Annotated in this window: 24 protein-coding genes; 13 read left to right on the top strand and 11 right to left on the bottom strand. The window is 59.0% G+C overall.

What is annotated here, in order from left to right; all coding sequences use genetic code 11:
- Positions 1–145 precede the first annotated feature (145 nt).
- Positions 146–868, bottom strand: coding sequence for a L,D-transpeptidase (locus HRR99_RS02190; RefSeq protein ID WP_233122588.1), 723 nt, complete (start codon positions 866–868; stop codon positions 146–148).
- Between the two features lie 189 nt (positions 869–1,057).
- On the opposite strand from HRR99_RS02190, the gene HRR99_RS02195 reads away from it, so the two are divergent.
- The gene (locus HRR99_RS02195; protein WP_233122589.1) at positions 1,058–1,687 is read left to right on the top strand and encodes a DNA-3-methyladenine glycosylase I; all 630 of its coding nucleotides are present in this window, start codon (positions 1,058–1,060) and stop codon (positions 1,685–1,687) included.
- On the top strand, positions 1,684–2,127 hold the full coding sequence (locus tag HRR99_RS02200) for an SH3 domain-containing protein (RefSeq protein ID WP_233122590.1): 444 nt from the start codon (positions 1,684–1,686) through the stop codon (positions 2,125–2,127). The genes HRR99_RS02195 and HRR99_RS02200 overlap by 4 nt, the downstream gene beginning before the upstream one ends.
- 8 nt (positions 2,128–2,135) lie before the next feature.
- Here the strand turns inward: HRR99_RS02200 and copM are convergent, their stop codons facing one another.
- The 4 genes from copM to relB are packed head-to-tail and all read right to left on the bottom strand — an operon-like array spanning position 2,136 to position 3,792.
- On the bottom strand, positions 2,136–2,510 hold the full coding sequence (gene copM, locus HRR99_RS02205) for a CopM family metallochaperone (protein WP_233123547.1): 375 nt from the start codon (positions 2,508–2,510) through the stop codon (positions 2,136–2,138).
- Positions 2,511–2,556: 46 nt separating this feature from the next.
- Positions 2,557–3,321: a hypothetical protein gene (locus HRR99_RS02210; protein WP_233122591.1), complete on the bottom strand. Its 765-nt coding sequence runs from the start codon at positions 3,319–3,321 to the stop codon at positions 2,557–2,559.
- Positions 3,318–3,581 (bottom strand): type II toxin-antitoxin system RelE family toxin, encoded by a 264-nt coding sequence (locus HRR99_RS02215; RefSeq protein WP_233122592.1) that lies wholly within the window; start codon positions 3,579–3,581, stop codon positions 3,318–3,320. Before HRR99_RS02215 ends, HRR99_RS02210 begins: the two co-directional genes overlap by 4 nt.
- A complete protein-coding gene (gene relB / locus HRR99_RS02220; RefSeq protein ID WP_233122593.1) occupies positions 3,565–3,792 on the bottom strand; it encodes a type II toxin-antitoxin system RelB family antitoxin in 228 nt (75 codons plus the stop codon). The genes HRR99_RS02215 and relB overlap by 17 nt, the downstream gene beginning before the upstream one ends.
- Before the next feature lie 156 nt (positions 3,793–3,948).
- Here relB and hisS point away from each other — a divergent pair, with 156 nt between their 5' ends.
- From hisS to hisG, 3 genes are all read left to right on the top strand, one after another.
- On the top strand, positions 3,949–5,586 hold the full coding sequence (hisS, locus tag HRR99_RS02225) for a histidine--tRNA ligase (RefSeq protein WP_233122594.1): 1,638 nt from the start codon (positions 3,949–3,951) through the stop codon (positions 5,584–5,586).
- Between the two features lie 200 nt (positions 5,587–5,786).
- Complete coding sequence (locus tag HRR99_RS02230; protein ID WP_233122595.1) at positions 5,787–6,908, top strand: ATP phosphoribosyltransferase regulatory subunit; 1,122 nt, start codon at positions 5,787–5,789, stop codon at positions 6,906–6,908.
- The gene (hisG, locus tag HRR99_RS02235) at positions 6,905–7,600 is read left to right on the top strand and encodes an ATP phosphoribosyltransferase (protein ID WP_233122596.1); all 696 of its coding nucleotides are present in this window, start codon (positions 6,905–6,907) and stop codon (positions 7,598–7,600) included. Before HRR99_RS02230 ends, hisG begins: the two co-directional genes overlap by 4 nt.
- Before the next feature lie 73 nt (positions 7,601–7,673).
- Here hisG and HRR99_RS02240 read toward each other — a convergent pair whose 3' ends face one another.
- The 4 genes from HRR99_RS02240 to groES form a co-directional block, all read right to left on the bottom strand.
- Positions 7,674–8,120 (bottom strand): DoxX family protein, encoded by a 447-nt coding sequence (locus HRR99_RS02240; RefSeq protein ID WP_233122597.1) that lies wholly within the window; start codon positions 8,118–8,120, stop codon positions 7,674–7,676.
- 145 nt (positions 8,121–8,265) lie between these two features.
- Complete coding sequence (locus HRR99_RS02245; RefSeq protein WP_233122598.1) at positions 8,266–8,781, bottom strand: hypothetical protein; 516 nt, start codon at positions 8,779–8,781, stop codon at positions 8,266–8,268.
- Between the two features lie 336 nt (positions 8,782–9,117).
- Positions 9,118–10,752, bottom strand: coding sequence for a chaperonin GroEL (gene groL, locus HRR99_RS02250; RefSeq protein ID WP_065699728.1), 1,635 nt, complete (start codon positions 10,750–10,752; stop codon positions 9,118–9,120).
- Between the two features lie 64 nt (positions 10,753–10,816).
- Positions 10,817–11,113: a co-chaperone GroES gene (gene groES, locus HRR99_RS02255; RefSeq protein WP_045229730.1), complete on the bottom strand. Its 297-nt coding sequence runs from the start codon at positions 11,111–11,113 to the stop codon at positions 10,817–10,819.
- A 172-nt stretch (positions 11,114–11,285) separates the two neighbouring features.
- On the opposite strand from groES, the gene chrA reads away from it, so the two are divergent.
- Positions 11,286–12,617, top strand: a complete 1,332-nt coding sequence (chrA, locus tag HRR99_RS02260; protein WP_233122599.1) for a chromate efflux transporter — start codon at positions 11,286–11,288, stop codon at positions 12,615–12,617.
- 33 nt (positions 12,618–12,650) lie between these two features.
- Here chrA and HRR99_RS02265 read toward each other — a convergent pair whose 3' ends face one another.
- The gene (locus tag HRR99_RS02265; protein WP_233122600.1) at positions 12,651–13,772 is read right to left on the bottom strand and encodes an acyltransferase family protein; all 1,122 of its coding nucleotides are present in this window, start codon (positions 13,770–13,772) and stop codon (positions 12,651–12,653) included.
- A 211-nt stretch (positions 13,773–13,983) separates the two neighbouring features.
- Here HRR99_RS02265 and HRR99_RS02270 point away from each other — a divergent pair, with 211 nt between their 5' ends.
- The 4 genes from HRR99_RS02270 to HRR99_RS02285 all read left to right on the top strand — a co-directional run bounded on the left by HRR99_RS02270 (position 13,984) and on the right by HRR99_RS02285 (position 19,831).
- Complete coding sequence (locus HRR99_RS02270; protein ID WP_233122601.1) at positions 13,984–14,832, top strand: TIGR01459 family HAD-type hydrolase; 849 nt, start codon at positions 13,984–13,986, stop codon at positions 14,830–14,832.
- Between the two features lie 28 nt (positions 14,833–14,860).
- A complete protein-coding gene (locus HRR99_RS02275; RefSeq protein WP_233122602.1) occupies positions 14,861–15,841 on the top strand; it encodes a bifunctional riboflavin kinase/FAD synthetase in 981 nt (326 codons plus the stop codon).
- 272 nt (positions 15,842–16,113) lie between these two features.
- On the top strand, positions 16,114–19,077 hold the full coding sequence (ileS, locus tag HRR99_RS02280; RefSeq protein ID WP_233122603.1) for an isoleucine--tRNA ligase: 2,964 nt from the start codon (positions 16,114–16,116) through the stop codon (positions 19,075–19,077).
- Positions 19,078–19,204: 127 nt separating this feature from the next.
- Entirely contained in the window at positions 19,205–19,831 is a 627-nt protein-coding gene (locus HRR99_RS02285) for a hypothetical protein (RefSeq protein ID WP_422387325.1), read from the top strand.
- A 219-nt stretch (positions 19,832–20,050) separates the two neighbouring features.
- On the opposite strand, the gene HRR99_RS02290 is transcribed toward HRR99_RS02285, so the two are convergent.
- A complete protein-coding gene (locus HRR99_RS02290; protein WP_233122604.1) occupies positions 20,051–20,506 on the bottom strand; it encodes a nucleoside deaminase in 456 nt (151 codons plus the stop codon).
- Between the two features lie 72 nt (positions 20,507–20,578).
- Between HRR99_RS02290 and HRR99_RS02295 the strand changes: the two genes are divergently transcribed.
- From HRR99_RS02295 to HRR99_RS02305, 3 genes are all read left to right on the top strand, one after another.
- A complete protein-coding gene (locus HRR99_RS02295; RefSeq protein WP_233122605.1) occupies positions 20,579–22,627 on the top strand; it encodes a pseudouridine synthase in 2,049 nt (682 codons plus the stop codon).
- Positions 22,608–23,165, top strand: a complete 558-nt coding sequence (rsmD, locus tag HRR99_RS02300; protein ID WP_233122606.1) for a 16S rRNA (guanine(966)-N(2))-methyltransferase RsmD — start codon at positions 22,608–22,610, stop codon at positions 23,163–23,165. Before HRR99_RS02295 ends, rsmD begins: the two co-directional genes overlap by 20 nt.
- Before the next feature lie 160 nt (positions 23,166–23,325).
- Positions 23,326–24,189: a patatin-like phospholipase family protein gene (locus tag HRR99_RS02305; protein ID WP_233123549.1), complete on the top strand. Its 864-nt coding sequence runs from the start codon at positions 23,326–23,328 to the stop codon at positions 24,187–24,189.
- The last annotated feature ends 59 nt before the right edge of the window (positions 24,190–24,248 follow it).

Below are 24,248 nucleotides of genomic sequence, written 5' to 3' on the forward strand. Positions count from 1 at the left end.
GGTCTGCTGCTGTAAAGCGCGTCCGGCCCCCTTGACGTCCCCCGCCAAAGTCGATGGCCGGACCTTAACCTATCTTTTTCAGAGAGCAACTTTCTTTACGCCCGTTTTCTACTTTTGGGCGTAAGGAATGACTTCACCGTTGCTATCAGATCACAATCACGCGGGTGCCGACATTCACCCGCTCGTAGAGATCGGTCACATCTTCATTGCGCATGCGGATACAACCTGAGGAATTGTTGCTGCCAATGGTCCATGGCTGGTTGGTGCCGTGGATGCGGTACAGCGTGGAGCCGAGATACATGGCGCGCGCGCCCATCGGGTTTTGCGGACCGCCTTCCATATAGGCGGGCAGGTAGTGTCCCTTGGCGGCCTCGCGGGTGATCATCTCTTTTGGCGGCGTCCAATCCGGCCATTCGTTCTTGCGGGTAATCTTGTGCGTACCGGCCCATTCGAAACCCGGCTTGCCGACGCCGACGCCGTAGCGACGCGCTTTGCCGTCTGCCATCACCAGATAAAGAAACCGGTTAGGCGTATCGATAACGATGGTGCCGGGCGCTTCCTTGCCATCATATCGCACCATCTGCGGCAGAAACTGCGGGGCGATGCGCAGGCGTGGATCACCCGTTCTGGCGGCAGCCGCCTGTGGGCGCGGTTGGGCCACCGGACGCTGGAACAGCGAACGAGATGCCGGGCGCTGCGGATAAACGACCGGGCGAACTTGCCCGCCGCCAAGCTGCATGACCCACGGCGCAGTAAGGTCAGGGCTGACGACGACCGGCGGGCGCTCCCGGTAGCGATCATTGGCAAGGGCTGGCATGGAGATGGCTGAGAGGAAACTCAGCGCCAGAACAACGGATTTCATCGACATCGGGTGGACTCTCTACATGACACCGGAAAATAATCATCACGTTCGCACCTCTAAGACAGCGAATGGTAAATGGCACATCATGAAAAGGCGCGATTTGGATGAAACCTTTTAATAAGGTTAGCGCGCGGTTTTGAAACAGAGTGAATCAATGGTAATCACCGCGTCACCAACCACAAAGGCATCTGCTCCATGACTGAAACCGGCCTTATGACGGGCGAAGATGGCAAGATCCGCTGCTTCTGGCAGCAGGGCCTGGAAGACTATGCCAGATACCATGATGAGGAATGGGGCCGCCCCGTCGATGACGACAGGCGCCTGTTCGAAAAGATTTGCCTTGAGGGCTTCCAGTCCGGCCTGTCCTGGCTGACGGTGCTGCGAAAGCGCGAAGCCTTTCGCGCCGCATTCTGTGGTTTCGATTTCGACAAGGTCGCGGAATTCGGAGACGAGGATATCGAGCGTTGCGTGTCCGACAAGGGCATCATCCGCCATCGCGGCAAGATCGTCTCCACCATCAACAATGCCCGCCGCGCCATCGAGATGCGCGATGAATTCGGGTCACTCGCCCGCTATTTCTGGCGCTTCGAGCCGCAGCCGGATGAGCGCCCGCCGGTGTTCGATTACGCCACCCTGCGCGCCAACCCCATCACGCCCGCCTCCACGCGCCTGTCGAAAGACCTGAAGAAGCGCGGCTGGAGCTTTGTCGGCCCGACGACAGTCTATGCTTTCATGCAGGCCATGGGTATGGTCAACGACCACATCGAAGGTTGCCACTGCCGCCCCCGCATCGATGCTCAACGGCTGGAGTTTTCACGCCCGTGACCCGATTTTTACACATTCTTCTGGCGTCTCTTCTCGTCATCTCGGCGACGGCTCCCGCCCATGCGGAAGGCCGCAATGTCGATGGTATCTGGCTTGATGATGGCGAGGCGCTGAAACAGGCGGCGCTTCCCGCCTCCGGCCCGCTGGTACTCAACGGCTGGACGCGGCAGGGCAGGGGAGATGTCTACCGCGTCAAGGTCAAGGCGGGCGAAACGCTGAAGGTAACGCTGACCAGTCGCAGCGAATTCGTCGTCATGGCGATCTTCGATTTCGCCAAGCCCGAGGACGACGCGATCTTTTTCAGCGATGCGGGCAAGAACACGGCGGTGCTGACACCCAAGGCCGACACGGAATGGCTGATCCGCCCCATCCTCGTTCTCAGCGCATCCCGCCGCGGGCTTGGGGCGAATTATACCATCACGGTGGAGAGGCAGCCTTAAGCTACCCTTTAGTGACCTCTGGCTTTCAGCCATTCTTTCATCATGGCTATCTCAGCTTCCTGCGCCTTGATGACCTCTTCCGCCAGTTTGCGGATTTCGGGGTCTTTGCCGTATTGCAATTGCACCTTCGCCATTTCAATCGCGCCCTGATGATGTGGGATCATGCCACGCACGAAATCCACGTCGGCATCGCCGGTATAGTCCATGGCCATATCGCCATGCATCTTCTTGCTGGCTTCCATGAACGCTTTCGTCGAGGGGCTGTCTGCTGCTGCGGCCTTTGACATGTCGTGGCCGGCATGGCTGCCGCTATCCTGCGCATAGGCTGGCATGATGAGCGAGACGACAATTGCGGCGGCGAGGGAAATGGTCTTCATGGTGATCGTGGGTCCTTGTTCAATCCTGCGGAATATCAAGAAAATAGGACAATCATGTCAGTTCGCTGGCAACGACTTTGTGAATGATCTGATAATCGCGGCTTTCTTCGCCAAACGGCACCACTGGCCAGTCCCAGCTGCGTGCACTCTTCGGAATACTCACGCCATGCAACAGGTCTTCCTGCTGATGCCGCGTGCCGTTTTTATCAATGACCTCGAAGGCGGTATCGGTGATAATGCAGGCCTTGCAGGGAAGACCCGACAGGCCATCCAGATGCGCCTGAATGAGCTGCGGCAAGGCGTCCTGCGGCATCGCGGGATCAGGCTGCTTTTCCAGCCGGTTGCGAATGCCGGTGCCGATTTGCGACAGAAGATTGGCCGACACGACGAAGTCGAGATAGGGCACCAGCCGCAGAAAACCTAACGGCTCCAGCGGCTTGCCTGCTTTCAGATCGTCATAACCGGAGAGATCGCGGTGGTTCAGAACCACGGTTCTGCTGTGGCGAGCATAAAGCTTGGCGCGAAGGCTGGCGAGATGCACCAGATCGACCAGCACCACCGTATCGAAGGCCGCAGCCAGTTGCTGCAACGGCACATCCCGCAACAGGCCGGAACCCAGCACGACAGCCGTGCGGCGCTGTTTCAGCTTCGCCGCAGCGGACAAAATGAAGCGCTTGCTGTTGTCCTCATGCTCGGCCCAAGCTTTTCCGCACCGGTTGGCCCGCGCCCACAGATTGACGGAATAGCGGATATAGGGCCGAAATTCAGGCGGCGTCTTGCGGTATGTCGCGGCGTAATTGATGGCTTCGAGGATCATGGTTCAGCGATAGACTTCTTGGGCAGGTGGCCGATTTCGATGACGAGTATGGACCGCTTTTGATCGTGAATATCGCAAATGAGCCGCAAACCGCTTTCCCAATATCGCCAGTAGTTGCCAAGATTTGCGCCGATTTTGCGCGGGTCGTCCAAGACCGCCACCTGCTCATGCAAAAACGAGCGGATGCGGTGGCGAAGACTTGGATCGATGTCTGCGACTTTCGTTCGAAAATCCGAGTGGTACTCAATTTTCCACGTCACGCCACATCTCCTCCGCGCTGATGATTTTGGACTGACCGCGCTGTATCTGCCGCGTCGCTTCTTCTGCCAGATACAAATCCTCCATATCCTCGATGTGCTTTTCGATGGCCTCGCGGATGTAATAGGTGGATGTGCGGCCCGTGCGTTCGGACAGCGCTTTCAGGCGCTCATAGGTGTCATCGGGCAGGCGAATGGCGGTCTGTTTGCTCATTGAGTTCTTCTCCCGGCAGTGGAGTGGGATGCGTGTATCCCAGCTAGCATCTTTTCCATCGCCACGCCAGTAAAACTGCACCGCTGCGGCCTTGCCGCACAGGGCTTCGTCCTCTATGACACCGGCTTGATTTCAAGAGATAATTGGACCGGCCCCATGAGCGAAAAAGCAAAAAAGCCTCAGAAACTGAAAGCCCGCCTGCCGCGCGGCTTCGTGGACCGCTCGAGCGCCGATATCCATGCCGCCAACGAGATGATCGAGAAGATCCGTGGCGTCTACGAACTCTACGGTTTCGATCCCATCGAGACGCCGCTGTTCGAATACACCGATGCGCTCGGCAAGTTCCTGCCCGATAGCGACCGCCCCAACGAAGGCGTGTTTTCGCTGACCGATGACGACGACCAGTGGATGAGCCTGCGCTACGACCTCACTGCCCCACTCGCCCGCCATGTGGCTGAGAACTTCAACGAGATACAGCTACCCTTCCGCACTTACCGCGCTGGTTACGTTTTTCGCAACGAAAAGCCCGGCCCCGGCCGCTTCCGCCAGTTCATGCAGTTCGATGCCGATAGCGTCGGTGCGCCGGGCGTGTCTGCCGATGCTGAAATGTGCATGATGATGGCTGATGTAATGGAAGCGCTGGGGCTGAAGGGCCAGTATGTCATTCGGGTCAATAACCGCAAAGTCCTCGATGGCTTAATGGAGGCCATCGGTTTGGGTGGAGAAGAATTAGCTGCCCAGCGACTTACCGTTATGCGTGCAATAGATAAGCTCGACAAATTCGGACCTGAGGGCGTTAAGCTTTTGCTTGGTAACGGTCGCAAGGATGAATCCGGCGATTTCACGAAAGGGGCGGGTTTATCTTCCGAACAAATTGAGAAATTCGAATTCTTGTTTGCCTGTTTCGAAGGTCGGACTTCTGCGTTCACCAGTGACGATTTTACGAAGCCAAACTATCGCGTGCCGACAGAAGAGGACGTGAGCAGGGCTAAAACCGAGGAGGCAGGAGTCTACTCACTGCCACTTGGAGTATTGCGTTCAGCCTTCCAAAAATTCGGCGGCGATGCTGACGCTACCCTAAGCGGCTTCGAGGGATACAAAGAACTGCTTCAGATGGGTATGCTCTTCAATGCGGCTGGTTATGCCGACCGCATCAAGATCGACCCCTCTGTAGTCCGTGGCCTCGAATACTACACCGGCCCTGTCTACGAAGCCGAACTCACCTTCGACGTCACCAACGAAAAAGGCGAAAAAGTCGTTTTCGGCTCGGTCGGCGGTGGTGGCCGTTATGATGGTCTGGTATCGCGCTTCATGGGTCAGCCGGTTCCCGCAACAGGCTTTTCCATCGGCGTTTCGCGTCTGATGACGGCGCTGAAGAACCTTGGCAAGCTGGGTCAGGTCAAGCCGCTCGCACCCGTCCTCGTCACCGTCATGGATGGCGATGTGGAGAGCATGGGACGCTACCAGCGCTTCACGCAGGCACTGCGCAAGGAAGGCATTCGCGCCGAAATGTATCAGGGGAACTGGAAGAAATTCGGCAATCAGCTGAAATATGCCGACCGCATGGGCGCCCCCATCGCGATCATTCAGGGTGGCGACGAACGTGCCGAGAACGTCGTGCAGATCAAGGACCTGATCGAGGGCAAGCGCCTGTCGGGCGAGATCGAGGACAATGTTGCTTGGCGTGAAGCCCGTGTCGCACAGGAAACCGTACCGGAAGCGGAACTCGTCGCGAAGGTGAAAGAGATTCTGGCGGCGCAGGCGGAAGATCGCCAGCGGGCGCAAGGCAATTAAGCGATGAGCCCAGCCAGCCCCCCTCTGCCCTGCCGGGCATCTCCCCCACAGGTGGGGAGATCGAACCGTAGCGCCGTCTCGGCCATCTTTAACGCTGCGGAAGGGGCAAGGAGCTTACGTCTTGCCGATCTCCCTCCTTGTGGGGGAGATGCCCGGCAGGGCAGAGGGGGGTATCCCGCACTCTGCGCAGGAGATCGTCCATGCCTCTGATCGATATGCCCGACTTCTCCGCAGATCTCTTGGATGAATTCGCCGCCCGCAAGACAGCGCGCGTCAACACCCCGGTCATTCAACCAGCCGAACCGTTCCTAGACATGGCTGGCGAAGACCTGCGCCGCCGAATTTTTCTGACGGAGAGTGAAACGGGCGAAAGCCTGTGCCTGCGCCCGGAATTCACCATTCCCGTCTGCCTGCGCCACATCGAAACCGCAACCGGCACGCCCAAGCGTTATTCCTATCTGGGCGAAGTCTTCCGCCAGCGCCGTGAAGGTGCAAACGAGTTTTATCAGGCCGGCATCGAAGACTTGGGCGATACCGATGTCGCCAGCGCCGATGCACGCGCCATCAGCGATGCCATCGGCATTCTGGCGCGGATTCTTCCCGGTCGCAAACTGACGGTGACGCTGGGTGACCAGCAGGTGTTCGAAGCGGTCGTCGCCGCCCTCGGCTTGCCGCAAGGCTGGCAAAAGCGGCTGGTGCAGGCCTTTGGCGATACGAAGCAGTTGGAAGCGCTGCTGCAAAGCCTCGTCAGCCCCAAACCCATGACGGGGCTCGATGCGCGCGTCGCTGGTTTGCTGGCCACGGGCGAAGAAAAGGTGCTGGTCGAGTATATCGACAGCGTCATGCAGGACACGGGCTATTCCACCAATGCCAGCCGCGCGCCGCAGGAAATCGCCCGCCGTCTGCGGGAAAAGCTGGCACTGGCCGCCACGCGCCTGCCGGATGAAAGTTTCGAGCTGCTGAAACAGTTTCTATCCCTGCAAGCCCCGCTGTCGCAGGCATCGCAGACGCTGTCCGAATTTGCCGATAAGGCGAAACTGAAACTGGATGGCGCCTTGTCTGCCTTCGACGCCCGTGTCGCAGCGCTTGCAAATGGCGGTCTCGATCTTGATGCGATCACCTACGGTGCCGCCTTCGGTCGTCCGCTGGATTACTACACCGGCCTCGTTTTCGAAGTCGGCGTAGAAGGCGAGAGTGCCGTTCTGGCAGGTGGAGGTCGGTTTGATCGGCTGATGACGCTGCTCGGCGCAAAAGACAAAATACCGGCGGTCGGGTTCTCGCTCTGGCTGGATCGCATCGAAGCCGTGAGGGCCAAACCATGACCATCACCATTGCTCTGCCCTCCAAGGGCCGCATGAAGGAAGATTCCTCCGCCATTCTGGAGCGGGCGGGCCTCAAGGTTGTCGCCATCGGCAATGACCGCTCCTATCGTGGACGCATCGAAGGGCGCGACGATATAGAAATCGCCTATCTCTCGGCCTCCGAAATCGCCCGCGAAATCGGTAATGGCACTGTGGATTTCGGCGTCACCGGTGAAGACCTCGTGCGCGAGGATTTGAGCGATGTCGAAAACCGCGTCGAGTTCTGCGCCCGGCTCGGCTTCGGCCATGCCGATGTCGTCGTCGCCGTGCCGGAGATTTGGCTGGATGTCGACAGCATGGCCGATCTTGGCGATGTCGCCTCCGAATTTCGCGCCCGCCATGGCCGTCGCCTCGCCATCGCCACCAAATACTGGCGGCTGACCCAGCAGTTCTTTTCGCGCCAGCACGGCATCCAGCTTTACCGCATCGTGGAAAGCTTAGGGGCCACCGAAGGTGCACCGGCGGCAGGGCAGGCCGATATCATCGTCGATATCACCTCCACCGGGTCGACGCTCAAGGCCAACCATTTGAAAATCCTGACCGACGGCATCATTCTGCGCTCGGAAGCCTGCTTCGTGCGGGCGCGCAAGCCGGAACATGAGGGTGATGCGGTGGTGGCCGATATCGTTTCGCGGCTGAAGTCTGCCGTCTGAGAATTGGAATTTGATCCAAACAAAAAGGCCGCCGGATCGCTCCAGCGGCCTTTTTCATGAACGGACGAGCAGCTTATGCGCGGGCGAGGCTGAGGCCACGGCGTGCGTCGAGCGAGTAGGCACCAGCGCCGAAGGTGGCAAGCAGGATGTAAGCGCCAGCCAGCGTGATGTTCTTCATCAGCATGATGCCGTTCAGCGTGTTGATCCAGCCCAGAGCGGCATCAGGCCAGCCGGGAACGGCAACAGTGCCGCTGTGGAAGACCAGACCGGTAAACACGCAGAAGGCGGCCAGTGCCCATGCGGCGATCTTCGTCTGGAAGCCGACGAGAATGGCAAGACCTGTGACCAACTCGAATGCGCCAGCGAGATAAGCAAGAGCGGTTGCGGCAGGCAGGCCAGCGCCGGTGATCATGCCAGCCGTACCGGCAGGATCCGTTAGCTTGCCGAAGCCGGAGAAGATAAAGATGAAGGACAGAAGAATACGCGCGACGAGCACGAGTGCGTTCTGAGTGTTGGACATTGGGGCGTCTCCGGTTGACGGGCGGTTTCTCAAGCCCGTTATAAATTCTGGAAACACTTCTGCCGGATTTCAGAGAGCTAAGAAAGATAAACGAATGAAGACATATTGTTCACTATTTGAAGACAGTCGTTGAAAGCCATCTCGCTCAATCAATTAAGCTTAGAAGACCCGTTTCAACAACGTCAAAGGCGGATGGCGCAAGATTTTCCTGCGGCACGAAAACGGATGCGTTCTCATGGCGAATAACAAAGCCCTCGATTCCCTTGAGATAGACGTAATCTTCGCATGGGACGAGAGCGCCGGAGTACAGTTCGACTGATTTGTCGCCTTCGCAGGTTTTGACGATTGGGATGAAGAAAGCCAGCTTGGCGAGAAAGAAACCGGCCAACGCCGATGCGGTCAAAAGAGGTGCCGCGCCCGCAAGCCCAAGGGACAGCAGTGTCGGTGTGAAATAGAGAATGAAGCCTACCGCAAGTATGTAGGAAATGCCGGAAAAGCCGATGGCAATCAGCAAAGGTGAGATGAAGATCGTCAAGCCAAGGCCTATTCCGGCATAGGGCTGTTTTAAAAGCCAGCCGGGAAATTTCAGATACGGGCCCTTCGATGGCGACGGTCGTTCGAGTGGCCTGCCGCAGGACGCTGCGACCGCAAAAAAAACCATCGTCTGTTTGCTGAAGAATGCGTCCTTGGTGAGAGCGAATAGAAGCGAAACCATATTATCTGGCACAGGAAGCGGCAATGATAGGATAACGCCTGCGGCATAACCAAAGCTATATAACACGAGGCAAAGGCACAGACACACGAGGCGTAGGACCACTTCTGAACGGCGGAATGGCTCTTGTTCAGCAACGTCTTCGACCTTTGTCATAGTCCCTCCTGGTGCGTCTAAAATGCGCGCCCCGGTGGTGCATCACTACGGATTTAATCGCAAGACGTCTACAAGCAAAAAAGGCGGCCCGTGAGGACCGCCTTTCCGTATTCCAGAGGGTAAGACTTCTTAGAAGTCCATACCGCCCATGCCGCCGCCAGGCATCTGTGGCATTGCAGATTCCTTCTTAGGAAGTTCTGCAATCATGGCTTCTGTCGTGATCAGCAGGGAAGCAACCGAAGCTGCGTTCTGCAGGGCTGTGCGAACAACCTTGACCGGGTCGACGATACCCATGGCAATCATGTCGCCATACTCGGAGGTCTGGGCGTTGTAGCCCCAGTTCTCTTCGTTCTTTTCGAGGATCTTGCCAACAACGATGGAGGCTTCGTCACCTGCGTTTTCAGCGATCTGGCGAACCAGCGACTGAAGAGCGCGGCGAACGATGTTGATGCCAGCTTCCTGGTCGTCGTTTGCACCCTTGACGGTGATCTTCGTGGAAGAGCGCAGAAGAGCAGTACCGCCGCCTGGGACGATGCCTTCCTGAACAGCAGCGCGCGTCGCGTTCAGAGCGTCGTCGATGCGGTCCTTGCGTTCCTTCACTTCGATTTCCGTGGAGCCGCCAACGCGGATAACGGCAACGCCGCCAGCGAGCTTGGCAAGACGTTCCTGCAGCTTTTCGCGGTCGTAATCGGAAGATGTTTCTTCGATCTGAGCCTTGATCTGGGCAACGCGGCCTTCGATGTCGGTCTTCTGGCCGGAGCCGTCAACGATCGTTGTGTTTTCCTTGGAGATCGAAACCTTCTTCGCCTTGCCGAGCATGTCGAGCGTGACGTTTTCGAGCTTGATGCCGATATCTTCGGAGATAACCGTACCGCCGGTCAGGATCGCGATGTCTTCTAGCATGGCCTTGCGGCGATCGCCGAAGCCAGGAGCCTTGACAGCAGCAATCTTCAGGCCGCCACGCAGCTTGTTGACGACGAGCGTAGCAAGAGCTTCGCCTTCAACGTCTTCAGCGATGATGACGAGTGGCTTGCCGGTCTGAACGACAGCTTCGAGAACAGGCAGCATGGCCTGAAGGTTCGAAAGCTTCTTCTCGTGGAGAAGAATGTAAGCGTCTTCCAGGTCAGCAACCATCTTTTCAGGGTTGGTGACGAAGTAAGGCGACAGGTAACCGCGGTCGAACTGCATGCCTTCAACGACTTCGAGTTCTGTTTCGGCGGTCTTGGCTTCTTCGACGGTGATAACGCCTTCGTTGCCAACCTTCTGCATGGCTTCGGCAATATCCTTGCCGACCTGCGTGTCGCCGTTTGCAGAGATCGTGCCGACCTGTGCAACTTCTTCAGACGTGGAGATCTTCTTCGCCTTGGACTGAAGGTCCTTGACGACTTCGGACACAGCGAGGTCGATACCGCGCTTGAGGTCCATCGGGTTCATGCCGGCAGCAACTGCCTTGTTGCCTTCGCGAACGATGGCCTGTGCAAGAACGGTCGCAGTCGTGGTGCCGTCACCGGCAATGTCGTTGGTCTTCGAAGCAACTTCGCGGACCATCTGCGCGCCCATGTTTTCGAACTTGTCTTCGAGTTCGATTTCCTTGGCGACAGAAACGCCGTCCTTGGTGATGCGCGGTGCGCCAAAGGACTTGTCGATGATGACGTTACGACCCTTAGGACCGAGCGTTACCTTCACTGCGTCTGCGAGGACGTCGACGCCCTTGAGCATCTTTTCGCGCGCTGTGCGGCCGAATTTAATTTCTTTAGCTGCCATTGTAGAAAACTCCCGGGCTCATTGCCCATTGGTTGTCATGGAAAGGTGAGAAGAACCGGCTAAATCAGCCGATAACGCCCATGATGTCGGATTCCTTCATGATCAGAAGGTCTTCGCCGTCGAGCTTGACTTCTGTGCCGGACCACTTGCCGAACAGAACGCGGTCGCCAGCCTTCACGTCCAAAGGAACGAGCTTGCCGCTATCGTCGCGAGCGCCGGTGCCAACAGCGACGATTTCGCCTTCCTGTGGCTTTTCCTTGGCGGTATCTGGAATGATGATGCCGCCCTTGGTCTTTGCTTCAGACTCAACGCGACGAACAACGACGCGGTCATGCAGCGGGCGGAAAGTTGTGCTTGTCATTAGTCTAATCCCTCGATCAAATGACCTGAACGAACCTCACAAAAAGGTCCGAGTGATGATTGTTAGCACTCTTCATTGGAGAGTGCTAGCGAGGCAGAGATAGGGGTGCCGCTGTGACGAGTCAAGAACGGCCTGTCGGAAATATTTCACATAAAATGGTTATCAGCGGTTCATGACAGATTTTGTAAGCCCGCCACCGACTGCCAAACCATCTCTCGCCGAACTCACATCGGTCTTCGCCCGCATCGGTTGCCTCAGCTTTGGCGGACCAGCAGGCCAGATCGGCATGATGCACCGCGTTCTGGTGGATGAGAAACGCTGGGTATCTGATGCGCGCTTCATGCACGCCCTCAATTATTGCATGTTGCTGCCGGGGCCGGAGGCGCAACAACTGGCCACCTATATCGGCTGGCTTATGCATGGCGTGCGCGGCGGCATCATCGCGGGAACGTTGTTCATCCTGCCGGGCTTCTTCGCCATCGTTGCGCTCGCCGCCGCCTACTGTCTGTATCAGGACACGCACTGGCTGCCCGGCCTTTTGTTTGGCCTCAAAGCCTGCGTGCTGGCTATCGTCATCGAAGCCTTGATCCGGGTGGCGAAACGGGCGCTGGTCAGCCGCTTTCTGGCGGCCATCGCCGCTGCTGCTTTTATTGCGCTATTCGTCTTCGGACTGCCGTTTCCGCTCGTCATTTTTGCCGCCGGTCTGCTCGGTTTTCTGAGAGCGCGACGGGGCGATCAGATCGGACAGGCGGAGACTGAGGACGACGCGGAGGCCACGCCCGTCATGCTGCTGTCGCGGGTGAGGGGGCTCGTGCTGGGGCTGGTGATCTGGCAGATACCGTTGGCCCTGATCTTTCTCTTCTCCGCACCGGAAACCTTAGCGACCCTGCAAAGCTTCTTCTCGCGCATGGCGGTCGTTACCTTCGGCGGTGCCTATGCGGTGCTGGCCTATGTCGCGCAGGTGGCGGTGGAAACCCATGGATGGCTCAGCCCCGGCGAAATGCTGGATGGTCTGGCGCTGGCCGAAGCCACGCCCGGTCCTCTGGTGCTGGTGCTGCCCTATATCGGCTTTCTCGCCGGTTTCCGCCACGCGGAATGGCTGGACCCGATGGTCGCAGGTATTCTCGGTGCGACGGTAACCGCCTGGGCGACATTCGTGCCCAGCTTCATCTTCATTTTCCTCGGCGCACCCTATGTCGAAAAACTGCGCAACAATCGCGCGCTGTCGGCAGCTCTGTCAGCCATCACGGCGGCGGTTGTTGGTGTCATTCTCAACCTTTCCATCTGGTTCGGGCTGCATGTGCTGTTTGGTGAGGTCAAGCGCATCGCCATCGTCCCCAGCTTCGGCCCCGGCATATCCTGGCCGGTCTGGAACACGCTTGATCCCTTCGCGACCGTGCTTCTCGCCTTGTCTCTACTGATGCTGATGCGCTGGAAAGTCGGCATGGTGCCGGTGCTGGCGCTTGGCATCGCAGGCGGTGTTCTTCGCCTCTGGCTGATGTGATGTGCCGCCGCGATAGCACGGCGGCACCAACGATTATTTGCCCTCGACAGCAGGCCTCATCGTCGCCTTCCCACCTGCGTTGGATGACGCGCGCTGGCTTTTCGACGTATAGAAGGGCCGCTCCACATATTTGTGCGCAAGGTAGGAGAAGGGAATGGCGGTGGCGAAGGTCAGCGCCGCCAGCATGGCGAAATAGGTGCCCTGGCTGAACCCCTGATCGTTCAGCACATACATCCAGCCATAGAGCGGGATCATGTGCAGCAGATAGAGCGAATAGGAGACGGTGCCGAGGAACATCATGACGGGATGCTCCAGAAACATCGCCACGAAACCCTTCTTGCGGCCCTTGTCGCGCACCATGATGGCGCTGGTGAAGACGAAAATCCATGCGCCGATGGCCAGATCGAAATAGCCGACGATGGCCGCCAGTGGCAGGACCACGGGCGGCGACATGAAGGGCTGGTCGTCCCAGCGCATTTTCCAGAGATAATAGCTGGCAATGCCCGACGCGAAATAGATCGCGTAATTGGCGAGGATCGCCCCGTTCGGCCAATGGCGGAAATACCAGACGCCCATGACGGAGGCGACCACAAAGCCTGCGCGTACAAGATTGCTGGAATGGTGAAGGCACCAGAAGGCCAGCGGCGCGATGAGATAGAACTGGAATTCCGTGGAAATATTCCACGCCTGCCCCAAAAACGCATAGGCCCCCAGCGGCAACCAGCTATCGGGAATGATGCCGTGCAGCATGGTCATATGAGCAAGCGTGTGCATTTCCCAGCTTTCGAAACTGCGGTCGAGAATGGCGATGCGGCCTGCATTGCGCACACTGTTGAAATCAGCGGTTAGCAGCGCCTGATAGGCGACCCATGCAAAACCGATCGACAGGAAAAACGCGAAAATATAGACGGGATAAATGCGTTTGATGCGGCGTGTGATGTAGGTGGAATAGTCTTCCGACAACGAGGACATCATGACGAAAATCACGAAACCGCTCATGATGCAGAAGATTTGCACCCGGATTTTCTCGTTGATCAGCGGTTTCAGCGCACCCATGCTGTCTGGATCGATACCGGCTGCGGGCAGCAGGTGAACCAGAACAACCCATGCGGCCAAAAGACCGCGAAGACCCTCGAGTTGGTCAATTCTCTTCATCGATGGCTCCTCGGTTGAGTAAGCCAGCCCCACTGCTTTAAAACACGTCAGGCGTGTGATCGCAATATGTTGCAGTGCAATAAGGCGAGTTTTCGTTTTTACGCCTTGGGCGCTGAGACACCTTTTTGCTTGTAATCGGCGTGCCGGTTTGCCATGTCACCCCCAAGCATTTTTGGAAAATCTGGCATTTTTGAAAGTCTGGAAGCAGCTCATGGCCCACCGCATTTCCACCCTTGGCGAAATCACAGATCGGTTCGACGTCGTTCTGTCCGATGTCTGGGGCGTGTTGCACAACGGTGTTGTCGCGTTTCCCCACGCCGCCACTGCGCTGGAAGCCGCGCGTAAGGCGGGCAAGACGGTCGTCCTCATTACCAATTCTCCGCGCCCGGCGCCGGGCGTCATCCCGCAGTTGCGGGCGCTGGGAGTTCCCGATAGCGCCTATGACCGCATCATCACCTCGGGCGATGTGACGCGCGAATTGATTGCGCAAGGGCCGAAAAAAGTCTTCCTGCTGGGACCAGAGCGCGACCTGCCGCTGATGGACGGTCTCGACGTCGAGATCGCGCTGGAAGCAGAGGCGACAGCCGTCGTCTGCACCGGCTTCTTCGATGACGAGACGGAAACGCCGGAAGATTATACGGAGATGCTCAAAGGCTTCGTTGCCCGCGGCGTGCCGATGATCTGCGCCAACCCCGATCTGGTGGTGGAGCGTGGCGAGCGCATCATTCCCTGTGCCGGAGCCGTCGCCGCTTACTACGAGCAATTGGGTGGTGAGGTTCGCATAGCGGGCAAGCCGCATTCGCCGATCTACGAGGCCTGCATGACAGCGGCCAAAGAGGTGCGTGGCGATTTTGCGAAAGACCGGGTGCTGGCCATCGGCGATGGTATGCCGACGGATGTAAAGGGTGCCATCAATGCAGGCCTCCAGCTTCTCTATATCAGCGGCGGCATTCATGCGGCGGAATATACGCTGAACGGTGAGACGGACGAGGCGCTGCTGAATGCCTATCTCAAAAGTCAGAACGCCGCTCCCGGCTGGTGGATGCCACGTCTTGCCTAACTGTGTGGCATCGGAATAGAGTCTGCCCATGACCGTGTTTCATCGCAATGAAAAGAAGGAACCGCTGCCCGAAAACCTGAAGGGCGGCGTCATCGCCATTGGCAATTTCGACGGTGTCCATCGTGGCCACCGCGCCGTGCTGGACCGTGCGCTGGAGCTTGCCGCGTCGCGCAACGTCCCGGCTCTGGTGCTCACATTCGAGCCGCATCCGCGCACCGTGTTTCGCCCCGAGACGCCGGTCTTCCGCCTCACACCTGCGTCTGTCAAGGCGCGGGTGCTGGAAGCCGAAGGGTTCAACTCCGTCATCGAATACCCGTTTGACCGGGATTTTTCGCAGCGGTCTGCGGAAGATTTCGTCAAATCCATTCTGGTCGACTGGCTGGGTGCAAGTGCCGTCGTCACCGGCGTCGATTTCCACTTCGGCAAGGGACGCGAAGGTGGCCCGGCCTATCTGATGGCCGCCGGGAAAAGGCACGGCTTCGATGTGATGCTGATCGATTCCTTCCGCGATGAAGGGGCAGAAGTCGTCTCCTCCAGCCGCATCCGGGACTTGCTGGCGCAAGGCGATGTTGCCGGTGCCGCTGGCCTGCTGGGATATCGCTACACCGTCGAAGCGGAAGTCATCGGCGGGCAGAAGCTGGGCCGCACGCTGGGTTATCCCACCGCCAACATGGCGTTGCCACCGGAAACGGAACTGAAGCCCGGTATTTACGCGGTGCGTTTCCGCCGGGCGGATGGGAGCCTGTATGATGGCGTCGCCAGCTTCGGCTATCGCCCGACGGTGACGGAGGATGGCGCGGCCCTTCTGGAAACCTTTCTCTTCGATTTTTCCGGCGATCTCTATGGCGAGATTTGCTCGGTCTCCTTTTTCGGCCATCTGCGCGACGAGCTGAAATTCGACGGGCTGGAAGCTCTGGTCGCTCAGATCAAGCGCGACGAGGAAGAGGCGAGGGCGTTGTTGTCAGGTGTGACGCCGCTGGGAGAGTTGGACGCGAGGCTTTCCTTTTGATGCTTGGCCAGCGGTTTTGTCGGCCAACAAGGGCATATTCGTGCCCTTAACCTCTTCCTTTTTACCGGAAAAACACATAAACATTGCGAATGTACCAATTTCGGTTGACGTTCATTTCCCGAATTATTGGCCCGGCCTTTCGCGCGCAGTAAGCAGCCGAAAGGTCCGGGATTTCGGCGCTTGCCTTGAGCGCCTTCCGCTTTTGCCCTCTTGCACTCAAGACGGCGCGACCTCTCAGCTTGAATGAGGGGGCGCCGCATAACGGTATGATCATGAACGACACCGCACAGACGATCGACTACTCCACCACGCTGTACCTGCCGCAGACGGATTTTCCGATGCGTGCCGGTCTGCCGCAGAAAGAGCCCGAGACGGTTGCCCGCTGGCAGCAGATGGGCCTTTACAAGAAGCTGCGCGCTTCCGCCGCTGGCCGCGAAAAATTCGTGCTGCATGATGGCCCTCCCTATGCCAACGGCAACATCCATATCGGCCATGCGCTGAACAAGATCCTCAAAGACGTCATCACCCGCTCGTTCCAGATGCGTGGGTTTGACAGCAACTATGTCCCCGGCTGGGACTGCCACGGCCTTCCCATCGAGTGGAAGATCGAGGAAGCCTACCGCGCCAAGGGCAAGAACAAGGACGAAGTCCCGATCAACGAATTCCGTCAGGAATGCCGTGAGTTCGCCGCTGGCTGGATCGCGAAGCAGTCGGAGGAATTCAAGCGTCTCGGCATCGAAGGCGATTTCGAAAACCCCTACACGACCATGAACTTCCACGCGGAAGCCCGCATCGCTGGCGAGCTGCTGAAGATCGCCAAGAGCGGCCAGCTGTATCGCGGGTCGAAGCCGGTCATGTGGTCGGTTGTCGAGCGCACGGCTTTGGCTGAGGCCGAGGTCGAGTATGCGGATGTCGAAAGCGACATGATCTGGGTGAAGTTCCCGGTTGAGAGTGTTGAGGGTGCTGCGAAGGCGGAATTCTTGTCGGGCACGAAGCGGGAGATGCCTGTCTCAAACGCACTAAATGACTTGGAATACGCATCCGTCGTCATCTGGACTACAACGCCTTGGACCATCCCCGGCAACCGGGCGATCTCCTTCTCCTCGCGCTTCCCTTACGGCCTGTTCGAAGTGGAAACGGCAGAAAACGATTTCGGTCCGCAGCCCGGTGAAAAGCTGATCTTCGCCACCAAGCTTGCCGACGAAGCGGCGAAGAAAGCAAAGCTGACATTCAAGCTGGTTCGGCCCGTCACGACGGACGAACTCGGTGCGATCACCTGTGCCCATCCGCTGGTCAATCTCGGTTACGACTTCGCCGTCCCGCTTCTCGATGGCGATCACGTCACCGATGATGCCGGTACTGGCTTCGTCCACACCGCACCAAGCCATGGTCGCGAAGACTTTGATGCATGGACGTCAAAGGTTCGCGAGCTTGAAGATCGTGGGATATCCACTAAAATCCCGTTCCCTGTTGGCGATGACGGCTTCTACACCGAAGACGCGCCCGGTTTCGGCCCATCCGCCGAAGGCGGTGCTGCCCGCGTGATGGACGATAACGGCAAGAAGGGTGATGCAAACGAGCGTGTCATCAAGGCGCTGATCGGCGCCAACAACCTTTTTGCCCGTGGCCGTCTGAAGCACAGCTATCCGCATAGCTGGCGCTCCAAGAAGCCGGTCATCTTCCGCAACACGCCGCAATGGTTCGTCTATATGGACAAGGAACTGGGCGATGGCACCACGCTGCGCTCGCGCTCCCTGTCGGCCATCGATGACACCCGTTTCGTGCCTGCCGCTGGCCAGAACCGCCTGCGCGCCATGATCGAGAACCGCCCGGATTGGGTTCTCTCGCGTCAGCGCGCCTGGGGCGTTCCCATCGCTGTGTTTGCCGATGAAAAGGGCGAAGTGCTGCTGGACGAAGCCGTCAATGCCCGCATCATCGAAGCCTTCGAGGCCGAAGGTGCCGATGCGTGGTTTGCCGATGGCGCACGCGAGCGCTTCCTTGGCAACCGTGCCGGTGAACCATGGATGCAGGTGCGCGATATCCTCGACGTCTGGTTCGACTCGGGTTGCACCCACACCTTCACGCTCGAAGACCGGCCAGATATGAAGTGGCCTGCCGATGTCTATCTTGAAGGCTCCGATCAGCATCGTGGCTGGTTCCACTCGTCGCTGCTGGAAAGCTGCGCGACGCGTGGTCGTGCGCCTTACAACGCCGTCGTCACCCACGGTTTCACCATGGACGAGCAGGGCCGCAAGCAGTCCAAGTCGCTTGGCAACGTGGTCGCTCCACAGGACGTGATGAAAGAGTCAGGCGCGGATATCCTGCGTCTGTGGGTCATGACCACGGATTATTGGGAAGACCAGCGTCTGGGCAAGGCCATCATCCAGACCAACATCGATGCCTATCGCAAGCTGCGCAACACCATCCGCTGGATGCTGGGCACGCTGGCCCACGATACGGGCGATGACATTGCCTATGCCGATCTGCCGGAACTGGAACAGCTGATGCTGCACCGTCTGTCGGAGCTGGATAAGGTCGTGCGTGACGGTTACGATGCTTTCGACTTCAAGAAGATCACCCGCGCGCTGATCGATTTCGCCAATGTCGAGCTGTCGGCCTTCTACTTCGATATCCGCAAGGATGCGCTCTATTGCGACGCGCCATCGTCGCTGAAGCGCCGCGCCTCACTGTCGGTCATCGCAAAGCTGTTCGATTGCCTCGTCACATGGCTCGCGCCCATGCTGCCGTTCACCACGGAGGAGGCATGGCTTTCGCGTTACCCGGATGCCGAGTCCGTGCATCTCGTTCAGTTCCCCGAAGTCCCGGCGGAATGGAAGAACGAGGCGCTGGAAGCCAAGTGGGATAAAATCCGCAAGGTTCGCACGGTGGTAACTGGCGCGCTGGAAGTCGAACGCCGCGAAAAGCGCATCGGTTCGTCGCTGGAAGCGGCTCCCGTCGTGCACATTGCCGATGCCGAGCTGATGGCTGCACTGGATGGTCAGGATTTTGCGGAAATCTGCATCACCTCGGCCATCTCCGTTGTGTCGGGTGAAGGCCCGGCAGATGGCTTCCGTCTGAACGAAGTGCAGAAGGTTTCCGTCGAGCAGAAGCTTGCCGAAGGCCGCAAATGCGCCCGTTCCTGGCGCATCACCACCGATGTCGGCTCCGACGCGGCGTTTCCTGACGTTTCGGCGCGCGACGCCGCTGCGCTTCGCGAATTGGGTGTGGCGCTCTAAGAAAAGTACCGGATGAATTGCACTTTGGCCATTCATCCGGTAAACCTGCCTGAAATTGGCCGGAATTTTAGCATCAATGCGGGCTGCCGGTCGTCGGGACGGCTAGGGCGGAAGGGTTTCAATGAGCATGACGCAGAGTTTTCGCATGTACAGCACCATTGCGGGCGCAATATCTGTCAGCCTGGCACTGAGCGCGTGCACCAGCCCCACCTATGGCACGGGCAAGACTGCTGCTGAGCAATTGGTAGACGACCTTGGCAACGCGACGTCCATTACCGGCGATCAGTCCAAGCGCAATGTGAAGTACAATCCCCGTCCGGGCCTCGTCGTGCCTGCACAGGCGCGTGGCGAACAGCTAACGCAGCCGCAGCAGAGCCTTGCCAACCGCGAGACGAACCCGCAATGGCCTGAGACGCCGGAAGAGGCGCGTGAACGCCTGCGCAAGGAAGCCGACGAAAACCGCGACAACCCGAATTACCGTTCGCCATTGCTGGCCGGTAACGGCACCAACGGTCAGATGACCGAGACCCAGAAGTGGGAAGCCTTCCGCAAGGCCAAGGCTGACGCGAAGGGTGGCTCGGTCGTCAACACCAACCAGCGCAAGTTCCTGACCGACCCACCGGTCGAATACCGCAACGTGCCGCAGGATCAGCTGGCCGATCTCGGCACGCCGGAAGCGAAAAAAGAAAAAGAACGCAAGAAGAATGCGGCCATGGCCAACACCGGCAAGAGCTGGTGGAACCCGTTCCAGTAAGGGTTGGGCTGACGCACGGTCTCTTCTCCCCGTTTGGGTGAAGATGGCCCGAAGGGCCGGATGAGGGGGCACTCCCCCCAACCTTCGTCACCCCGCACTCGATGCGGGGTCCAGTTCGATCAAGTCTTTGATCGCAAAAGACTCTTTCTCGTTACAGACGCAGTTCTACTGGATGCCGGGTCAAGCCCGGCATGACGGAAAAGAAGCATTTTCACAGCCTCACTCCCCACGCTTCCCTTGAAAAAACTCCCGTAAAATCTCCGCACTCTCCGTCTCGCCAAGGCCGGAATAGACCTCCGGCGCGTGGTGACAGGTGGGCTGGTTGAAGAACCGCACGCCACTTTCCACAGCCCCGCCTTTCACGTCGTTTGCGCCGTAATACAGGCGGCGGATGCGTGCGAAGGATATGGCAGCGGCGCACATGGTGCAGGGCTCCAGCGTCACATAAAGGTCTGCCCCCGGCAGCCGTTCCTGCCCCAGTTCTTCGCAAGCCATGCGAATGACGGCGATTTCGGCGTGGGCGGTTACATCGTTCAATTCGCGGGTGCGGTTGCCTGAACTGGCGATGATGCGACCATCCAGCACCAGCACGGCGCCGATAGGGACTTCATCGCGCTGGGCAGCAGCACGCGCCTGCGAGAGGGCAAAGTCCATGAAATGCGTCGTTTCCGCCATCGTTCTTGCAATTTCCTCTTAACCAGTGCCGCACGAACTGATAGGACACGGCAAACAACAGGCAAACAACAAATGACATTCAAAGACAAGCCGCCGCGCGGCGGGGCCAAGACATTCGACCGGGACCGGAAGCCGAATTCCACTGGCAAGCCCGATGCGGCGCGTGAGAAAAAGCCTTTCGTCGCGAAGGCGGAGACCGTCGTTTCGGAGACCGCGCCGACGAAACCAGAGCGCATCTCCAAGATCATGGCGCGCGCAGGCGTGGCCTCGCGCCGCGATGTCGAGCGCATGATCATGGAAGGTCGCGTTTCGCTGAACGGCGTCAAGCTGGAAAGCCCTGCGGTCAACGCCACCCTGGATGACAAGATAGAGGTCGATGGCGAACCGATCCGTGGTGCCGAACGCACGCGGCTTTGGCTCTATCACAAGCCATCCGGCCTGGTGACGACGAATTCCGATCCCGAGGGTCGCCCGACCGTTTTCGACAATCTGCCGAAGGAGCTTCCCCGCGTTTTGTCCATCGGACGTCTGGATATCAACACGGAAGGCCTGCTGCTGCTGACCAATGACGGCGGCCTGTCGCGCGTTCTGGAATTGCCGACCACCGGCTGGCTGCGCCGTTACCGCGTGCGCGCCTATGGTGAGGTCGATCAGGCTGCTCTCGACAAGCTGAAGGACGGCATTGCCGTCGATGGCGTGCTCTACGGTGCCATCGAGGCAACGCTCGATCGTACTCAGGGCCACAATGTCTGGATCACCATGGGTCTGCGCGAAGGCAAGAACCGTGAGATTAAGAACGTGCTGGGCGCCATCGGTCTTGAGGTCAACCGCCTCATCCGTATTTCCTATGGTCCGTTTCAGCTGGGTGACCTGCCGGAGAGCCAGGTCGTGGAAGTGCGCGGCCGCATGCTGCGCGATCAGCTTGGCCCACGCCTCATCGAGGCCGCCGGTGCGAACTTCGATGCGCCAATCTACGATGCCGTCACCGATGACGACGAAGCGCCTGCCCAGCGTCCCGTGAAGTCCGAATGGACGAAGCGCGGCGATGCGGAGCAGAACCCACGCGGCGGCAATTTCGCTGAAAAGCGCGACAATCCGCGTGATCGTGCGCAGGGCAAGCCGGATGCAAAACGTCCCGGCAAACCTTTCGCCAAGGGTCGTGATGACGAGCGGGACGATGATCGTCCCAAGCGTCCTCAGATGGGCAGCAACCGCACGGCCAATGTGTGGATGGCGCCGGGTGCAAGACCAACGCGCGATGGCAAGGAGCGCAAGTCCGTGCGCGCCGAAGCCGAAAGCGTCTTCAAACCATCGGCAGAAGCCGATGCCCGTCGCGCCATCGTCAGACACAGGGACGGTGACGGCGAATGGATTCGCGCCGACAAGCCTGCGCAGGACGAAAGCCGTGGACGCGGCAGAGGCGAACGCGGCGAGAAATCCTTTGGTGACCGTCCAGCTCGCGGTGGTGATCGCGGTGACCGGCCATCCGGCGACCGCAAACCGCGTGTTGTGGGTGAACGTTCCGACCGCCCGCGCGGCGAACGCTCCTTCGGTGACCGTCCGGCCCGCACTGACAGACCGTCTGGAGACCGCCCCAACCGTTCCGAGCGACCGTTCAGCGACCGCCCGTCCCGTGGTGGTGAACGAAGCGACCGCCCATATGGCGACCGCAAGCCGCGCGATGCTGGCGAACGTTCCTTCGGGGATCGCCCAGACCGTGGTGATCGCCCAGCGCGTGCAGAGAGATCATTCGGTGATCGTCCGGCCCGTAGCGGCGAGCGGCCTTACGGCGATCGCAAGCCACGCGAGGAGGGTGACCGTCCCCGTGGCGACCGCCCGTTCGGCGATAAGACGCGGGGAGCAAGACCTTTTGGCGACAAGCCGCGTGAAGGCAGGCCTTCCGGTGGCAAGCCGGGTGGCTTCGGCGGCAAGCCTGCATTTGGAAAGCCGCGTGGCGAGCGTTCCGAAGGCGGCTTTTCCGGCAAGGGCCCCGGCAATAAGGGACCTGGTGGCAAAGGTCCGGGCGGAAACGGCCCAAGCAACGGTCCCGGTGGCAAAGGCCCCGGTGGCAAACCTCCTGGCGCTAGGGGAATGACGCGTAATGCGGATCGTAGGCGGTGAATTTCGCGGCCGTTCCTTGGCCGCTCCGAAATCGAATGCAATCAGACCCACCATCGACCGTACGCGAGAAAGCCTCTTCAACATCCTGAGCCATGCCTATCCAGAGAGTCTGGATGGCACGCGCATTCTCGATGTTTTCGCGGGCACCGGTGCGGTGGGGCTGGAAGCCCTGTCGCGCGGTTGCCGGGTTGCGCTGTTCGTGGAAAACGGCGTCGAAGGCCGGGGTCTCCTTTGGGAAAATATCGATGCTCTGGGCCTGCATGGCCGCGCGCGCATTTTGCGCCGCGATGCCACCAAGCTCGGTAGCGTCAACAATATCGAACCCTTCAACGTGCTGTTTGCCGACCCTCCCTATGGCTTCGGTCACGGTGAGAAGGCGCTTCTGGCGGCGCATCTGGGCGGCTGGCTCGCGCCGGGCGCACTCGTCATCTTGGAAGAGCGCGCCGATGTGCTGGTGACGGTCGATCCGACTTTCACGCATCTGGAAAGCCGCACCTTCGGCGATTCCCGCATGCACTTTTATCGCTACAGCGCTTAACGCGCGTCTTCGTTTACGGCGCGCACGCCTGTGCTGCGCGCCGTCACTCTCCTGTCGTCTTTGTGTCATAGAGCGGGGCATCTGATGACATGAAGGAGAGGCCCCTCTCTTGGCTGCTAAGAAAAAGAAACTTTCCGAAAAGAAGCGTAAACGCGATGCGGTGGTCAAAGAGGTCCGCGATCCGACATTCGCACTCGCATTGGGCGGCGGCGGTGCACGCGGAATCTGCCACATCAACATCGTGGAAGCACTGGACGAGTTGGGCATTCGCCCCACCGCCATTGCCGGGTCCTCCATTGGGTCCATCATCGGCGCGGGCATGGCAGCAGGCATGCGCGGGCGCGATATCCGCGATTATATGCTGGAACTGATGGGCAAAAAGGGCAGCGTCGCCAATCGGCTCTGGAGCCTTGGGCCCGCTGCCATGCGCCACACCGCCTTCGGGTTTCGTCTGGGCCAGTTCAATCTCGAACTCATCCTCGATGCTCTCCTGCCCGCAGCACTGCCGAAGAATTTCGAAGAGCTGTCCATTCCGCTTAAAGTGACCGCGACGGATTATTACGATCAGTCGGAAGTCATCGTGGAAACGGGAGATCTGCGCCAAGCGCTTGCGGCATCGTCTGCCATCCCGGCTCTCTTCATGCCCATCCGCATGAATGGCCGGATCATGATCGATGGCGGCATCTTCAACCCGGTTCCCTATGATCATTTGCTGGATAAGGCGGATATCGTCATCGGTGTTGACGTCGTCGGCGGGCCGGAAGGCGATGGCACGACGATGCCCAGCCGCTTCGAAAGCCTGTTCGGAGCAAGTCAGTTGATGATGCAATCGGTCATTTCGCTGAAGCTGCGTATGCACCCGCCCCATATTTTCCTGCGCCCACCGGTCAATCGCTTCCGGGTGCTGGACTTTAGAAAGGCGCATGAAGTGCTGGCCGAATCCGAGGTCAGCAAGGACGATCTCAAGCGGCAGATCGAGATGCAGGTGGAGCTTTATCACAGGGGTCATGGGGTAGGGGCGTAGGTAAACGCCTCAAATCCAGGTGAATTGCCGCTTTGGCCTTGATGCGGCAGGTGCGCCGC

Origin of the sequence: Agrobacterium vaccinii (assembly GCF_021310995.1) — a bacterium.
Classification (GTDB): domain Bacteria; phylum Pseudomonadota; class Alphaproteobacteria; order Rhizobiales; family Rhizobiaceae; genus Agrobacterium; species Agrobacterium vaccinii.

What these genes read in the sequence shown, in the direction of transcription:
- HRR99_RS02190 (WP_233122588.1), bottom strand. Translation starts at nt 868, where the DNA reads ATGTCGATGAAATCCGTTGTTCTGGCGCTGAGTTTCCTCTCAGCCATC.
- HRR99_RS02195 (WP_233122589.1), top strand. Translation starts at nt 1,058, where the DNA reads ATGACTGAAACCGGCCTTATGACGGGCGAAGATGGCAAGATCCGCTGC.
- HRR99_RS02210 (WP_233122591.1), bottom strand. Translation starts at nt 3,321, where the DNA reads ATGATCCTCGAAGCCATCAATTACGCCGCGACATACCGCAAGACGCCG.
- relB (WP_233122593.1), bottom strand. Translation starts at nt 3,792, where the DNA reads ATGAGCAAACAGACCGCCATTCGCCTGCCCGATGACACCTATGAGCGC.
- hisS (WP_233122594.1), top strand. Translation starts at nt 3,949, where the DNA reads ATGAGCGAAAAAGCAAAAAAGCCTCAGAAACTGAAAGCCCGCCTGCCG.
- HRR99_RS02230 (WP_233122595.1), top strand. Translation starts at nt 5,787, where the DNA reads ATGCCTCTGATCGATATGCCCGACTTCTCCGCAGATCTCTTGGATGAA.
- hisG (WP_233122596.1), top strand. Translation starts at nt 6,905, where the DNA reads ATGACCATCACCATTGCTCTGCCCTCCAAGGGCCGCATGAAGGAAGAT.
- HRR99_RS02240 (WP_233122597.1), bottom strand. Translation starts at nt 8,120, where the DNA reads ATGTCCAACACTCAGAACGCACTCGTGCTCGTCGCGCGTATTCTTCTG.
- HRR99_RS02245 (WP_233122598.1), bottom strand. Translation starts at nt 8,781, where the DNA reads ATGGTTTTTTTTGCGGTCGCAGCGTCCTGCGGCAGGCCACTCGAACGA.
- groL (WP_065699728.1), bottom strand. Translation starts at nt 10,752, where the DNA reads ATGGCAGCTAAAGAAATTAAATTCGGCCGCACAGCGCGCGAAAAGATG.
- groES (WP_045229730.1), bottom strand. Translation starts at nt 11,113, where the DNA reads ATGACAAGCACAACTTTCCGCCCGCTGCATGACCGCGTCGTTGTTCGT.
- chrA (WP_233122599.1), top strand. Translation starts at nt 11,286, where the DNA reads ATGACAGATTTTGTAAGCCCGCCACCGACTGCCAAACCATCTCTCGCC.
- HRR99_RS02265 (WP_233122600.1), bottom strand. Translation starts at nt 13,772, where the DNA reads ATGAAGAGAATTGACCAACTCGAGGGTCTTCGCGGTCTTTTGGCCGCA.
- HRR99_RS02270 (WP_233122601.1), top strand. Translation starts at nt 13,984, where the DNA reads ATGGCCCACCGCATTTCCACCCTTGGCGAAATCACAGATCGGTTCGAC.
- HRR99_RS02275 (WP_233122602.1), top strand. Translation starts at nt 14,861, where the DNA reads ATGACCGTGTTTCATCGCAATGAAAAGAAGGAACCGCTGCCCGAAAAC.
- ileS (WP_233122603.1), top strand. Translation starts at nt 16,114, where the DNA reads ATGAACGACACCGCACAGACGATCGACTACTCCACCACGCTGTACCTG.
- HRR99_RS02285 (WP_422387325.1), top strand. Translation starts at nt 19,205, where the DNA reads ATGACGCAGAGTTTTCGCATGTACAGCACCATTGCGGGCGCAATATCT.
- HRR99_RS02290 (WP_233122604.1), bottom strand. Translation starts at nt 20,506, where the DNA reads ATGGCGGAAACGACGCATTTCATGGACTTTGCCCTCTCGCAGGCGCGT.
- HRR99_RS02295 (WP_233122605.1), top strand. Translation starts at nt 20,579, where the DNA reads ATGACATTCAAAGACAAGCCGCCGCGCGGCGGGGCCAAGACATTCGAC.
- rsmD (WP_233122606.1), top strand. Translation starts at nt 22,608, where the DNA reads ATGCGGATCGTAGGCGGTGAATTTCGCGGCCGTTCCTTGGCCGCTCCG.